The 13,331-nt window shown below is 63.8% G+C and carries 13 protein-coding genes and 2 pseudogenes; 9 read left to right on the top strand and 6 right to left on the bottom strand.

All coding sequences use genetic code 11. From position 1 onward, the window contains the following. Positions 1-68: 68 nt before the first annotated feature. Complete coding sequence (locus ACW9UR_RS16055) at positions 69-1,772, bottom strand: SMP-30/gluconolactonase/LRE family protein (protein ID WP_458918061.1); 1,704 nt, start codon at positions 1,770-1,772, stop codon at positions 69-71. Positions 1,773-2,715: 943 nt separating this feature from the next. Here ACW9UR_RS16055 and ACW9UR_RS16050 point away from each other — a divergent pair. From ACW9UR_RS16050 to ACW9UR_RS16015, 8 genes are all read left to right on the top strand, one after another. After that, positions 2,716-3,771: an ABC transporter substrate-binding protein gene (locus tag ACW9UR_RS16050; RefSeq protein ID WP_458918060.1), complete on the top strand. Its 1,056-nt coding sequence runs from the start codon at positions 2,716-2,718 to the stop codon at positions 3,769-3,771. Positions 3,772-3,781: 10 nt separating this feature from the next. Continuing rightward, on the top strand, positions 3,782-4,597 hold the full coding sequence (locus ACW9UR_RS16045; protein ID WP_458918059.1) for an ATP-binding cassette domain-containing protein: 816 nt from the start codon (positions 3,782-3,784) through the stop codon (positions 4,595-4,597). Further along, complete coding sequence (locus ACW9UR_RS16040; protein ID WP_458918058.1) at positions 4,587-5,804, top strand: sugar ABC transporter permease; 1,218 nt, start codon at positions 4,587-4,589, stop codon at positions 5,802-5,804. Before ACW9UR_RS16045 ends, ACW9UR_RS16040 begins: the two co-directional genes overlap by 11 nt. Position 5,805: 1 nt before the next feature. After that, positions 5,806-6,264: a hypothetical protein gene (locus ACW9UR_RS16035; protein ID WP_458918057.1), complete on the top strand. Its 459-nt coding sequence runs from the start codon at positions 5,806-5,808 to the stop codon at positions 6,262-6,264. Continuing rightward, positions 6,254-7,873, top strand: coding sequence for a GMC family oxidoreductase (locus tag ACW9UR_RS16030; protein WP_458918056.1), 1,620 nt, complete (start codon positions 6,254-6,256; stop codon positions 7,871-7,873). Before ACW9UR_RS16035 ends, ACW9UR_RS16030 begins: the two co-directional genes overlap by 11 nt. Positions 7,874-8,021: 148 nt before the next feature. Continuing rightward, a complete protein-coding gene (locus tag ACW9UR_RS16025; protein WP_458918055.1) occupies positions 8,022-8,312 on the top strand; it encodes a hypothetical protein in 291 nt (96 codons plus the stop codon). A gap of 381 nt (positions 8,313-8,693) precedes the next feature. Further along, complete coding sequence (locus tag ACW9UR_RS16020) at positions 8,694-8,939, top strand: type II toxin-antitoxin system ParD family antitoxin (protein ID WP_458918054.1); 246 nt, start codon at positions 8,694-8,696, stop codon at positions 8,937-8,939. Next, entirely contained in the window at positions 8,926-9,255 is a 330-nt protein-coding gene (locus tag ACW9UR_RS16015) for a type II toxin-antitoxin system RelE/ParE family toxin (RefSeq protein ID WP_458918053.1), read from the top strand. The genes ACW9UR_RS16020 and ACW9UR_RS16015 overlap by 14 nt, the downstream gene beginning before the upstream one ends. Here the strand turns inward: ACW9UR_RS16015 and ACW9UR_RS16010 are convergent. Genes ACW9UR_RS16010 through ACW9UR_RS16000 form a run of 3 tightly spaced genes read right to left on the bottom strand, consistent with a single transcriptional unit; the run spans position 9,216 to position 10,802 of the window. Next, complete coding sequence (locus ACW9UR_RS16010; protein ID WP_458918052.1) at positions 9,216-9,638, bottom strand: antitoxin Xre-like helix-turn-helix domain-containing protein; 423 nt, start codon at positions 9,636-9,638, stop codon at positions 9,216-9,218. The genes ACW9UR_RS16015 and ACW9UR_RS16010 overlap by 40 nt on opposite strands. A 28-nt stretch (positions 9,639-9,666) precedes the next feature. After that, positions 9,667-10,341 carry an RES family NAD+ phosphorylase gene (locus ACW9UR_RS16005; RefSeq protein ID WP_458918051.1) on the bottom strand — a complete coding sequence of 225 codons (675 nt, stop codon included), beginning with the start codon at positions 10,339-10,341 and terminating at the stop codon, positions 9,667-9,669. Continuing rightward, the gene (locus ACW9UR_RS16000) at positions 10,338-10,802 is read right to left on the bottom strand and encodes an antitoxin Xre/MbcA/ParS toxin-binding domain-containing protein (RefSeq protein WP_458918050.1); all 465 of its coding nucleotides are present in this window, start codon (positions 10,800-10,802) and stop codon (positions 10,338-10,340) included. The genes ACW9UR_RS16005 and ACW9UR_RS16000 overlap by 4 nt, the downstream gene beginning before the upstream one ends. Before the next feature lie 603 nt (positions 10,803-11,405). On the opposite strand from ACW9UR_RS16000, the pseudogene ACW9UR_RS15995 reads away from it, so the two are divergent. Further along, positions 11,406-11,783, top strand: a pseudogene (locus ACW9UR_RS15995) (RES family NAD+ phosphorylase); the annotation flags it as partial. Between the two features lie 18 nt (positions 11,784-11,801). On the opposite strand, the pseudogene ACW9UR_RS15990 reads toward ACW9UR_RS15995, so the two are convergent. Next, a pseudogene (locus tag ACW9UR_RS15990) lies at positions 11,802-12,152 on the bottom strand (type II toxin-antitoxin system YhaV family toxin); the annotation flags it as partial. Between the two features lie 136 nt (positions 12,153-12,288). Further along, positions 12,289-13,317, bottom strand: coding sequence for a DUF475 domain-containing protein (locus ACW9UR_RS15985; protein ID WP_458918049.1), 1,029 nt, complete (start codon positions 13,315-13,317; stop codon positions 12,289-12,291). Between the last annotated feature and the right edge of the window lie 14 nt (positions 13,318-13,331).

The raw sequence follows: 13,331 nt of genomic DNA, 5'->3' as shown, positions 1-13,331 counted from the left end.
GCCAAGGCTATGCGGGTTGCGCCGGGCACAGAAGCGGCAGAGAATCCTGTTCCACCTGTCGGAACACGTCAGGCCAGTTTCAGCTCCGGCACACGCAGTCCGGGGACGGTGGTCTCGACCCGGAAGACCGCGCCCGACTCCGGCGCGTCCAGCAGCACCTCGGGCGGGACATGCAGGCGGCAGGTGGTCACGAACAGGCTGCGCAGGTTCGGTCCGCCGAAACACAGCGCTGTCGGCAGCGGCACCGGCAGTTCGACGGTCTCGATCTCGCGGCCATCCGGATCGAATCTCGCCACGCACCACCCGCCGTAAATCGCCGCCCAGAGACAGCCCTCCCGGTCCATCGCGATCCCGTTCGGCGTGCCCTCGCCGCGGTGAACCGCGAACCGGCGCGGGTTGAGCGGACGCTCGCGCCGCTCGTCCATCTCGAACCGCAAGATCGCCTTCGAGCCGGCCTCGGTCAGGAACAGGTGCCGCCCGTCGGCGCTCCAGCACATTCCCTTCGCTCCGCGCTCGAGGTCCAGCGCGCGCCGGATCTGCCCGCCCGGGTCCATGCGGTAGAGCCGCCCCTGCCCCATCCCGGCCAGCGGCACCGGGCTGAGGCTGCCCACCCATAGCTGGCCCTCGGGCGCGGCCTGCGCGGTCGAGAACCGCCGCAGCGCATCCTCCGGTTCCGGGTGACTGAAGACCGAGCGCCGCCCCGTGCCGAGGTCCAGCACCGAGATCCCGTCGCGCGATGCCACCATGACGCGCCCGCTCCCCGACGGAAGCACCGCGCCCGGCAGGTCCGGCATCCGCCTGCGCCCCGGCACGGAACCCGCATCCTCGGCCGCGGTCCAGCTGATTGCACCGCCCAGACTGTCCAGCCAGATTAGCCGCCGATGCGCCGTGTCCCAGCAGGGCGAGGTGCCCACCTGATCGTAATGGCCGCCCGAAACCACCTCGGGCTCTTCGACGGAATGCGCTGAACCGCCAGAAGTCCGCACTCCCACGTCCCGCCGCCGAGGTGCTGCGCGGGGCCCGTGCGACAACTGGCGCGCGGTGAAGGCCAGCTTCCGCCCGATCTGGTGGCGTTCGGCCTCGGAATGCCCCGCCGCGATACAACGTACAGATATTGCGGCAACCGGACGCCCCTCGACATCGGTGATCGCGGCCGCGACCTCCGGTGCATGATCCTCAGGTGCTCCGTTTGCGCCAACTGGTCGAGAGACCACCGCAAACCCGGTCGCGGCGGCGAAACCGAGCCTCCGGGCGGTCTCTGGCGCAGGCGGTTTCTCCGCTTCGCGGAACCGGGCCAATGCCCGCGACAACCCGATGCTGTCCATCGCCGCGAGTACCGCAAGTCCCGGCGCGGCCCGATCCAACCGCTCGGTGCGCCCATCCGGCGTCTCCGCGCGCGGGCTGAACGGCAGGAACCGACTTGCCGGGCTGATCCTCTCCCCGGTTACCAACCAGTAGAGGATCGGCAGCTCCAACTCGTCGGTCAGCCTCTGCAATTCGTCCCTGATCTCGCCCAGACGCGCGCGATGGGGCTGACCCGTCGGGATCAGGTTCATGAACTCGGGCCCCAGCACATAGCCCTTCTCACCCGGATCCAGCGCGAGGTACCCCGCCCGGCGCAATGCCGAGAGAATCCGCGAGAGCGTGGCCTTCGGCAGCCCGGTCCGGTCCCGGATGTCCCCAAAGCCTGGCGGGTGCGCGGCCTGTCCAACCACGGACAATACGGCCAGTCCACGCTGGAGCAACCGCGCTTCGGACCTGGCTTCAGTCACACTGTCCTCCGAGAGTCGCCCCGCCAAACCCTTGCATAATGGGTCGCAAGACGCCGCCCGGCCAGCACGTAATTCAGACCTGGATCCCTGCGGTCTTCCCGGTGCAGAACTCCTCCAACAATCCGGGACGAACCGCCACGGCGCCTTTCGTCCATTTGGTCAGGCAAGGGCCGGCACAAGACGCGCCAGCCCGGCCAAACCATCAAGCAGACTGCATGTTGAGCGCCTTCTCGTCGAATTTCCCCGTCGTGGCGGCTGTGGCCAGAATATTGGCCACGTCGTCGCAACTGGGCTTGGAGGAGATATCCACGTCGGAGCCGAGGATCACATCGTCGCTGCAACCCTTTCACCGTGCGCGGGAATATCCTGCAGACGCCGATGCCGCCATCCGTGACGTCGCCGCGATAGCGTCCCGCGATCGGGGCAAATTCCTTGGGGTGCCAAGGTGCCGGAAACAAACCACCCGCCGGTATCACAGCGCTCAACGCTTTGAACCGAAACGCCACTTCCGGGCGACCACTGCTACTTCGAGCTCACGACTATCCCTCCTGAAATTACAGACTCAGGATACTCGCGTCACACAAATTGAGGCTGAGCCCAGTCAAGAGCTCCCCGACACCTCGCCCGCGCGCTATGCGGCTCTGACCTACCCACTAATGAGTGATCAATAAAAACATCTGGACAACATAAACATCAGATGTTTGACTTGCTCCTACGCAAGCTTCCACGAGCCGATGGTCGGTCTCGAAGGGGCGCGCCATGACAGGGCATGCGGGGGGGCTGGTACCAGGTCGAAACAGTTCTCACCCGGAGGTCGCTCGGGTGAGCGGGAAGGCAACAAACCGTCAAGGCAGGGTCCAGTCGTTCAGATGGCGCGGAGATCGCGCCGACGCTACCGGAAAACCGGCGCTTAGACGTCGAGACAATTAACCAGGAGGAAACAATGGTTCGGAAAATGACCACAGGGCTGCTGATGGGATCCGTCGCGGCGATGGCAATTGGGGCGGCGGCGGCTGCCGCGGATATGGTCGCCTTGCTGCTGCCCGAAAACGTGAACCCACGATGGGAACAGCAGGACGCGGCCGCCTACGTCGCGAAGATGGGTGAAATTGCACCGGATGTGACGGTGGAGGTATATAACGCCAACAACGACACCGCCACCCAGCAACGGCAGGCGGAGCAGGCGCTGACCCAAGGGGCCAAGGTTCTGGTCGTCATTCCGATCGACGGCGAAAGCTCGGCCATCATTGCCGATACTGCGGCCGAAGATGGCGTTCCGACCATTGCCTACGACCGCATGATCAACTCTGAAAACACGAAGTTCTGGGTGCAGGCCGACATGCATGCCACCGGGGCGGCGCAGGCACAGCACGTGGTGGACAACACCGAATCCGGCGACACCCTCGTACTGCTCAAGGGGTCTCCAACGGACCCGAATGCCGCCGTGATCGCCGCAGGGCAGATGTCAGTGCTTGAACCGCTCTTCGCCTCGGGCGAACGGGTGATGGGGTACGAGAACTGGACACCGGGCTGGGATCCGGCGATTGCGCGGCGGTCCATGGACCAGGCGCTGACGCAACTCGACAACAACGTACAAGGCGTAGTGTCGTCCAATGACGGTAATGCGGGGGCCGCGATTGCCGCGATGGAGGAACAGGGCATGGCCGGGTCGGTCCCGGTTTCAGGGCTCGACTGCACGGTCGAGGCGCAGCAACTGATGCTTCTCGGCAAGCAGACCCAGTGTGGTTGGCGGCCGCTCCACGAAATGGCGGCTGCAGCGGCAGAGGTCACCGTGCGTCTCCTCAAGGGCGAGGCATACGACGACTTGGCAACCGAGGTCGTTCAGAACGGCGTCGGGGCCGACGTGGCCTTCGTCCCGGTCGACAGCTATTCGGCCGTAGGCGCAGAAGGCGTGGCCTATGTCGTCGAGAATGACCCCTCGATTACGAAGGACATGATCTGCCAGGGCGAAGCTGCCGCGACCGAGTACTGCCAGTAGATCAGACGCCATGACCCTGGATCGTACCGTGGCGGGGCGCACAGCCCCGCCAGCGCACCTTGCCGTGCGCGGAATTCACAAGCGCTTCGGCGGGGTTCACGCGCTTCGCGGCGTCGACTTCGAAGTGGCACGCGGCGAAGTCATGGCCCTCGTGGGTGATAACGGCGCCGGCAAATCGACCTTGATGAAGGTTCTTGCCGGCGCCCATACCGCCGATGAAGGAGAGTTCCTGCTCGACGGGCGCCATGTTTCAATTTCGACGCCAAACGATGCGGCCAATCACGGCATCCAGATCGTCTACCAGGATCTCGCGCTCTGCGAGAACCTCGACGTGGCCGCGAACCTCTCGCTCGGCTCGGAGCCGGTGAAGCCCGGGTGGAATTTTCTGCCCCGGCTCCTGCGGCCTCTGGACGATATCCAGATGGAGGTGGCTGCCCGCGAGGCGATCGACAAGCTTCAGGTGCGTACGCTGCAATCCGTTCGGGCGAAAGTGGGCGGACTGTCGGGTGGACAGCGCCAGGCCATCGCGATTGCCCGCGCCGTCGGCGCGGAGAGCTCCGTCGTGATGCTCGACGAGCCGACCGCCGCGCTCGGAGTCGCCCAGACGAGGCAGGTTCTCGAGGTCGTAAAGCGGCTGCGGGAGACCGATCACGCGGTCGTCTACATCTCCCACAACATGCGCGACATTTTCGAGGTTGCCGACAGGATCTGCGTTCTGAGGCATGGGGGAAACGTCGCGACCTGGTGGGCAGACCAGACCACGCCGGACGAGATCGTCGTGGCGATGACCCGCGGTCTCGACAAGGGGGTGGGTGATGCAGCCTGACACGCATCGGCCCTTCATCGACCGGTTCCGGGCGATGCGCGAAACCCGCTTCGGCGCGTTCGTCCCCGTGCTGCTGGCGCTCGCCGCGATCTGGCTCTACTTCGGACTTGTTCTGCCGATGTGGGACGTGATGAGCGGCGATGTGGAGGAGTTCAGTACGATTTTCCTGAGCCCGCGCAACATCTACAACCTGTTCATGCAGTCTGCCGTGATCGCGACGCTCGCTGTCGGGATCACCGTGGTGCTGCTTCTCGGAGAGATTGACTTGTCGGCCGCCGGCACCGCGGGCGTGTGCGCCGCGCTGCTGGGGGTCCTCGTTCTCGCCGGTGTTCCGGGCTGGCTCGCGTGCGTGATCGTGATTGGAATTGGCGTGGTCATGGGATTGGCTCAGGGCCTGCTGGTCGCCTATGTCGGCATTCCGTCGTTCGTCGTGACGCTGGCCGGACTTCTCGGCTACCAGGGCCTGATGCAGAAGATCTTGCCGACCGGGAACCTCAACGTGGGTGATCCGTTCGTGCGAGGCTTCGCCCGTGTCCTGATCCCGGATCTGTTGGGGATCTTACTCGGCCTCGCCTGCTTAGCCGTGTTCGCGTACCTCAGCCTGCGCAAGCAGTCAGAACGCAAGGCCAGGGGGCTTGAGCAGGAAACGGCCCTAGCCCTTTGGGGGCAGGTGTTCGTGTTCGGCACACTGATCCTCGCGGTCATACTGACACTGAACGCCTATCGGTCCTTGCCGCTCCTGCTCGTCCTGCTGCTCGGCATCACCGCGCTTCTGGGATGGGTGACGACCTCGACACCCTTTGGCCGGTCGCTTTTCGCGGTCGGTGGCAACGCTGAGAGCGCCCGCCGGGTCGGGTTCAAGGTCAAGCGCATTCGCGCAGCCGCGTTCGGGATCGTCGGCCTCATGGCAGCGATCGGCGGCATTTTCGGTGCGTCTCGCTACGGCTCGGTATCCTACACGGCGTTTGCCGGGGGATCGCTCCTGCTCGAGGCGATCGGGGCCGCTGTTATCGGGGGAACCTCTCTCTTCGGCGGCCGCGGGTCGGTCTGGAACGCGATTCTCGGGGCGCTCGTGATCGGGTCCCTGGGCAACGGACTCGACCTCACGGGCGCCAGCGCCGCAGACAAGCTGATGGTTTCCGGCGTGATCCTGATCCTGGCGGTCGCGATCGATGCCCTGTCACGTACGGAAGCGGGAGCGAGATGAAATGACATGGACAGAAGATCAACGCCCGGCGCTTTACGCCTTGCTCGACCGCATCATCCCACCCAATACGAAGAAAGGCATTCCCGGTGCCGGAACGTTCGAAACCGCGGACTACCTTGCCCGCGCGGCTGCTGAAGACCGTGCCTTGAAGGGCGCGGTGATCAGCCTTCTCAAGCTGCTGGGCGCTTCTGCCGCGGACATCACGGTCGACCGTGTCCGCGATCTCGAAGCCGAGGCACCCGAGGCATTCGGGGCGCTCGTGCGGGCGGTGTATATGGGTTACTACAGTCGGCCGGAAATCCGTGGGCTGGTGGGGCTGGCGGCCCACCCGGTCCATCCGAAGGGGTACACCGTGGCCGGCGAAAGCGCGGATGAACTCGATGCACTGACAGCGCCCGTCCGCGCAAGAGGCAAAGTCTATCGAGACCCCACCGGGGAGGCGGCGCGCAATGGCGAATGATCCGGTCGATGTACTGATTGTCGGCGCCGGGGCGTCAGGGGCGGCGATCGCGTGGTCGCTGCTCGAGACACGCATGCGAATACTCTGTCTCGAGCAGGGAGGCCATCTTCACGATAAGGACTTCCCGTCGCGCCGCGACGACTACGAACTGGCCCGGTATGGCGAGTTCTCGTGCGATCCGAACGTCCGACGGCTGGCACAGGACTATCCCATTGAGGTCTCGGAGAGCTGCATCACGCCGGTCAACTGGAATGGGGTCGGCGGGTCCACCGTAAACTTTCTCGGCCACTGGCCCCGAATGAAGCCATCGGATTTCCGTACGAAGACGCTCGACGGTGTAGGGGAGGACTGGCCGGTCAGCTACGAGGATCTCGAGCCGTTCTTCGATGCCAACGATGCCAATACCGGTGTATCCGGGTTGGGAGGCAATCCGGCCTATCCGGACTACACGCCGGCGCTCCCGCCCATCCCGCTCGGAAAGCTCGGCCGCACCTTGGCCGAAGGGTTCAACAAGAAGGGGTGGCACTGGTGGCCGTCGGATGTCGCGATCCTCAGTCGCGACCACGATGGCCGGCAGAAGTGCGTGAATGCGGGAACCTGCGACCTGGGATGTGCGGCGGGCGCCAAGGGGGGAACGAACTTCACCTATTGGCCGATGCTTGAGAACGCCGGTGTCGAACTGCGGACCAACGCGCGCGTCCGCGAGATTCTCGTCGACGAGCAGACCGGGTTCGCGACAGGCGTCCTGTATCACGGTCCCGACGGGCAGGTGCACGAACAGAAGGCCGAACTGGTGATCGTTGCCTGTAACGGAATCGGCACGCCGCGGTTGCTGCTGCATTCGAAGTCGCGGTCTTTCCCGGACGGCTTGGCCAACCGATCGGGCCTCGTCGGCCGAAACTTGATGTTTCACCCCCTCACGGGCGTCTCGGGCGTGTTCGACGAGCCGATGCTTGGGCACGAGGGGCCGATGGCCTGTGCCATCCTGAGCCAGGAATTCTACGAGAGCGACCCGGACCGAGGATTCGTGCGGGGCTACGGCCTGCATTCGGGCAGATCAACTACGCCGATGACTTATGCACTCGGCGGTTATGGGATCGACGCGCCGATCCCATGGGGGGCCGAACATCGGGATATCATGGACAACGTCTATCCGTACCTCGCAGGCCTGACGGTCGTCAGTGAAGATCTTCCCGAGGAGCACAACCGCGTGACACTCGACCCGGAGTTGACTGACAGCGACGGTATTCCGGCGCCGAAGATCAGCTACCGACTGGGAGACAACACCCGGGCCATGCTCAAGCACGGGGAGGCGCGCGCGGAAGAGTTGCTCCGCGCCGCAGGAGCGAAAAGCATCATTAACAAAAGTGATGGATCGGTGTGGTGGCGTGCTGGATGGCACCAGATGGGCACCTGCAGGATGGGCAACGACCCGGCCACCTCGGTGGTGAACGCCTGGGGCCGCAGCCATGATGTGAAGAACCTGTTCATCGTCGACGGATCGATCTTCGTCACGGCCGGGGCGGTGAACCCGACGTCAACCATCCAGGCGCTGGCCCTTTATGTCGGCGATCGCATCAAGGCCAACATCGCCAACCTGTTCGACTAGCGCCGGGGCACGCGGTGCATGGCGCGCCGTGCGAAAGAAGTTGCTGCGGCAACACTGGCGGAATCCGCCCCTTGCGCCTGATCCAGGCGCGCCGCACCTCAGCCGTTTCCGGCGCCTCCCTTCCCCGCCGCCCGGGAAGGTCTCGAAGATGGAGGGAAATGGAATCGCGGGCGTCCGCGAGATCGCCGGGATCGATGCTGCCGACCTGGTCGAGGATCTCCGCCTTGATGACGGGCGCCAGCAACAGGCCCGGAATCGCGCCGGTAGAAATTTCATCCAGCGGCACTGCGCCGCGAATGTCGATCCCGAAGCCGGCGGCAGGATCCGCGATGAACGCGTGGTGATGGGGCCACCCGGCCCTTCGCGCAACGCCCAAAGCTCGACGCCGGTACGAGCGTGGAGCGCCATGGCGAGTGCGAAGCACCTGCCCCGAAGTTAGCGGGTGCGGATATGGCGCGGCGCTAGGCTTCGGCAGCTGGCGTCGATGAGGTCCATGAAGATCATCCCCTGATGCGGTCGACGGGGAAGATGGCGTCCAGTCAAGAAAACGGAACACGGCGCCCTCCCGCCCAGGATCAGAAGTCGTCGAGGAGCTCCGGCTTCCGGCGGCGGACGCTGGCCGGAAGCAATCGAAGCATCTCCCGCGGTGCCGCCGCACGCAGATACCTACATGTGCCGAACCGGTGACCATCTCCACGGTACCGACGCCGACGGCGACGGCGACAAGTTTTCTGTGACAAGGAAGCCAAGGCTCCCAGGTGAACGAGTAGCTTGCGGAATGGCAAAGTTTGCCATATGCTTGGACATCAAGGAGACGAACATGGGCACAATGAACATTTCGTTGCCGGACCCCATGAAATCTTGGGTCGAGGAGCAATCCAGGTCGGGCCGGTACGCAAATTCAAGCGACTATGTGCGCGATCTGATCCGCCGTGACCGCTTACGGTCCGAGGCGATCGCCGAAATCCAGGGTACTATCGACGCTGGCCTCGCCAGTGGTCCCGATACTGCGCTGGATCGTGATGAATTCAAGGCCCGAATGCTCGACCAGTTTGCCGGAAAATGACGGCTGGTCTATTCGGCCCGCCGCCGAAGTCGACCTTTCGCGGATCTGGCGCCTTGGTGCCGATACGTGGGGCGTTGATCAGGCAAACCGCTACGCGGATGGTCTCTTTGCACTCTTCGACCTGCTCGCCGGTTTCCCCGAAATGGCGCGGGATCGCGACGAGTTCACGCCTCCGGTACGGATTCACCCGATCGGCGTGCATTTGGTAGTCTATCGGCAGCATGGACAACGCGTCGAGATCATTCGCATCCTGCATGCCCATCAAAACCTGACGGCCTATCTCCTGAACGACGCGCCACACTCGGCATCGAGGTAGCTGTGCAGATCGATCAGATCGGTCATCTCCCCGCGCATCATCACGTCGAGCCCACTCATTCCATCGAAACTCGAATTGGGCTTCCTGATCCAGGCGTAGCCTCGAGCGGGATCCGAAAAGAGACACCGCAGTCCTTTGTGGATCCCGATCAGGTTAGCCATCCTGGCCCGCAGGTCGCGGCCGATAAGCCCGGTGTCGCCGGCTTTCCAGCGCACCCAGGTGCGCTGCGCCATGCCGCCCAGCAGTGTGCGGGCCTCCCTGTCGGACAACTGCCACTTCCCAAACAGCTTCATCGTCGCACGGGCAAGCGCTGCAGCCTCCTCGTCCGTTACGACGGGGATCTCGGGCCGGCCCGGCGTGTGGCTGATCTTTCCAGATTGCATGACGACCTCACAGACTGTCGCGGCCACATCAGGAGAGCTGGCGCACGACGACACGGCCAGACCGGGGCACTTCGATCCGGAAATGGCTTGCTTGTGTCACATTCAGGACGAGGGATGGACGAAAGCAGACCCAGTTCTCATGGCCGGGGTGGCGCACGCTTTCATATCGAATGCCGGCGCGTGCGCTTTCTTCCCGAACCCGCCGACCGAAGGCCTGGGTCGCGGGATGGCATGCATCGTCAGGGTCGTGGTATTCCGGGTGCGTTCCGACGATGTCGACGTAGTCGCCCGCCAGATCCGATGTGTATTGCCGATAGGTCTCGGACTTCTGTGTCAGGGCACTCAGGGCGATCTCCTTGCGCAACCCGTTGGCCACCTCCAGAAGCGCCGTGTTGATACTGGTAGAGCAATACCACGCCCCCAGGCTCGAATCCGTGAACCTGAGCCCGTCAGGCGATCCATGTAGAAACGCCGCCATGACCACGCTCGCGTTCGGACGGCCATACACCCACTCCGCCCGGGGCAGCCGCTCGAGCCGCGGCGCCACCAGGCGATCGTTCGTCCAGCCTTCCAGATACATCACGGCATCCAGATCCTCTGCGGAGGTGACCTCTTCAAAGGCCGATACCGGCGGGAACCGCGAGGGGATGAGGCATGAGGTTCCTGCGAGCGCGGACCTCACATCGTAGTCGATGATCTTCATGCGAACACGAGGTCGCTCTCGGTGACCGGCTCGAAGCTTCCTTCGGCGGCGCCCGAACCCATAGCCCCGCCGCGCCAGGCATCGAGATAGCGGCGCACCGACATAAGGCCGTCGTGCCCGCCGTCCAGCATGTAGACCATGGGCGAGGCCCCCGCGAAGAGCGTCCCCCGATGAGGACCCTTCAACCAGACCAGCGCTTCGCTCTCGCTTTCGAACAGGATGCTCAGCGCCTTGTAGATCCCGAGTACCGCCGAGATCCGCAAAAGCGTATCAAGGGGCAGGGTGAGCGGCCGCTGCTCACGCGCCTTCTTCATCCACTGGTGATAGGTTGATCGGCCCGGATCCCCGAGGAGGGCAATGCGCTCGGCCTCGCTCAGGCCAAGTCGATCCGCGATCTCGCGAAAAGCCCGCAGGCCGGGACCGCGCAACCCCGCCGCCGCCAGCATGGGCAATGAGCTCACGATCACGACTACGCAGAAGAATGGGAACCGAAGGCGCAGCGCCTCCTGGCGCCTTCAAATTCAGCGATATTGCCGCTACATACCGTCAATATCACCGGGAACTTAAGTCAGGCACATCACGGACTTCGCTGAAGATGGGCAGTTCGAGCCGCGCAAGATCGCCGCGGCCCTGCGCACTTCGGCTGAGGAAGTCGCATTGACCGTCGGCTTGAGCAAGGACGCGTTGCAGAGGCGAGCCCGCATCAGTTCGAACACGACGCAGCGCCGCCTGCGCGAACTGGTAGAGGTACTGAACAAGGTCGAGCCGCGTTTTGGGTCTGAACTGATGGCCTATGCATGGTACCGGTCAGAGCCCCTTCCCGGCCTTGACGGCCGGACAGCTGGTGCAGGAAGGCAAGGCGCAGCAAGTTCTGGAATACATCGATGCGGTCGACGCGGGCGTCTTCGCCTGATGCCTCTCAAAGATGGACGCTACACAGGGCCACTCTATCGCGCTCTGAACCCGGTCTATACGCGTGAACCTCTTTCCGGACGAGGCGCTCTTCCGGACGAGGCGCTGAACTCTATGGAGGGCGCTTCAACCCCAAGGGCGCCCTTGCCCTCTACACCTCGCTGGATCCCACGACCGCGCTTCGAGAAGCCAACCAGGTCGGCAGCCTGCAGCCCACGATCCTGGTGTCCTACAGCGCCGACCTTGGACCAATCTTCGATACCCGCAATCAGGGCGGACTTGACCGGTATTGCGTGACAGCGGCGATGCTTGCTGACGCTGCATGGCGCATGAAAATGCTCGAGGGCCAATCGGTTCCGACACAGGATTTGGCACGCGCCCTCATAGCGGATCGGTTTTCGGGGCTTCTGTTCCAGAGTTTTGCGAAGGGCGCGTCGTCTTCGGACTTCAACATCGTGTTGTGGGCCTGGAACGACAAGAACGGTTCCTTGGAAGTCGTGGATGACGAAGAGCGGCTGTCACCGATGTGAGCTGCAAGGCTTGGCGTAGTTGACCCAAGCCAGAACGATGACCTTTGCGTCGCTGTTGAAGCGGTAGAACAACCGATACTGCTGGAAGAATTTCGCCCGGAACCAGTGCTTGCGGTGATCGCCGAGTGTGCCACCTTGCCGGAAGGTCGCGGCTCCCGGATCCCCTGGTATGGCCTCGGTCACAAACTTGAAGATGGTGGCCAGCCGTTTCGTGGAATTATTCTTGCGCCAGGCCTTGGGATCGCGTGCCTTACGCGCCTCAACCTCCTCGATCAGCCCTTCGAGCTGGTTCAGAAATAGCGGATGCGCATAAATCGACCATCCATTCACGACTAGAGGCGCTTGGGCGGGCACGGTATCGCCCGTCATTCATCCTCGAGCGATAGCGGCGCATCGAGATCGACATCGACGTCTCCGACCAGTACTAATCGAGGAAGCCCTGCGAGACCGCTTCGCCAAACTTCCGGAATGACCGGTGGACTTGCAGCTTCGTTGGCAGGCGATCTCATCCGAAGTCGGTTTCCCTGTTCCACTTCAGCGAAGATTTCAGCGATAGCAGGATGATGGCCGCGCCGGTAAAGCCGGTTACGACTTCCGGGATATGAACCACGCTTTGCAGGATCATCAGCAGTGCCAGGAGCAGGACCGCATAGAACGCGCCATGCTCGATGAAGCGATAGCGCGTCAGGGTCCGCTCCTCGACCAGCATGATGGTCATCGCGCGGACGTACATAGCGCCGATCCCCAGACCGATTGCGATCACGAACAGGTTGTGCGACAGCGCGAATGCACCGATGACCCCGTCGAACGAGAAGCTCGCGTCCAGCACCTCCAGGTAGAGGAACGCGCCGACGCCACCTTTCGCGGCGACACGGGTGGCCGAGGCATCGTCGAGCACCTGCCCCAACGCGTCAACGGCGAGGAAGGTCAGGATCCCCCAGAGCCCGGCCTCGATGAACACCGAACGTTCGCCCTGCCCCAGGAAAGCCGCGACCAGGAATAGCGCCGCGATGGCAAGGCCAAGCGCGAAGCCGCGGACCGCGCCAAGCCGCGCGGCGCGCGTCTCGATGACGTTGAGCCAGTGCAGGTCCTTTTCCTCGTCGAGGAAGTACCCCAGCGCGACGAGCAGTAAGAACATGCCACCGTAGGCCGCGATCGCGACATGCGCGTCGTGCATGATGCGCGCGTATTCGTCGGGCTGCGCCCAGGCCAGCCGCACCGCCTCGACCGGCGAGATCGACGCCGCGACGGCCACGATCGCCAGCGGGAAGATCACCCGCATCCCGAACACCGCGATCAGGATGCCCCAGGTCAGGAAGCGCCGCTGCCAGACCGGGTCCATCGTCTTGAGCTTGTTCGCGTTGACGATGGCATTGTCGAACGACAGCGAGATCTCGAGCACCGACAGGATCGCGCAGATCAGGAAAACGGAAAGCGCGCCCTCGATCGTGTGCTCGGCCTGCCAGCCGATCCAGCCGCCAAGGACAAGCCCGACGACTGTTACGACGATGGGCCACTTGAAATACGTGGTCATGTTGGCTCCGATGG

The organism is Halovulum sp. GXIMD14794, from assembly GCF_054457455.1.
Note: the sequence above shows the minus strand (reverse complement) of the source record. Positions and strands in the feature narration are given on the sequence as shown.

Excerpts from the sequence above, each read along its gene's own strand:
- ACW9UR_RS16050 (WP_458918060.1), top strand. The coding sequence starts at position 2,716 with ATGGTTCGGAAAATGACCACAGGGCTGCTGATGGGATCCGTCGCGGCG.
- ACW9UR_RS16045 (WP_458918059.1), top strand. The coding sequence starts at position 3,782 with ATGACCCTGGATCGTACCGTGGCGGGGCGCACAGCCCCGCCAGCGCAC.
- ACW9UR_RS16040 (WP_458918058.1), top strand. The coding sequence starts at position 4,587 with ATGCAGCCTGACACGCATCGGCCCTTCATCGACCGGTTCCGGGCGATG.
- ACW9UR_RS16035 (WP_458918057.1), top strand. The coding sequence starts at position 5,806 with ATGACATGGACAGAAGATCAACGCCCGGCGCTTTACGCCTTGCTCGAC.
- ACW9UR_RS16030 (WP_458918056.1), top strand. The coding sequence starts at position 6,254 with ATGGCGAATGATCCGGTCGATGTACTGATTGTCGGCGCCGGGGCGTCA.
- ACW9UR_RS16025 (WP_458918055.1), top strand. The coding sequence starts at position 8,022 with ATGGAGGGAAATGGAATCGCGGGCGTCCGCGAGATCGCCGGGATCGAT.
- ACW9UR_RS16020 (WP_458918054.1), top strand. The coding sequence starts at position 8,694 with ATGGGCACAATGAACATTTCGTTGCCGGACCCCATGAAATCTTGGGTC.
- ACW9UR_RS16010 (WP_458918052.1), bottom strand. The coding sequence starts at position 9,638 with ATGCAATCTGGAAAGATCAGCCACACGCCGGGCCGGCCCGAGATCCCC.
- ACW9UR_RS16005 (WP_458918051.1), bottom strand. The coding sequence starts at position 10,341 with ATGAAGATCATCGACTACGATGTGAGGTCCGCGCTCGCAGGAACCTCA.
- ACW9UR_RS15985 (WP_458918049.1), bottom strand. The coding sequence starts at position 13,317 with ATGACCACGTATTTCAAGTGGCCCATCGTCGTAACAGTCGTCGGGCTT.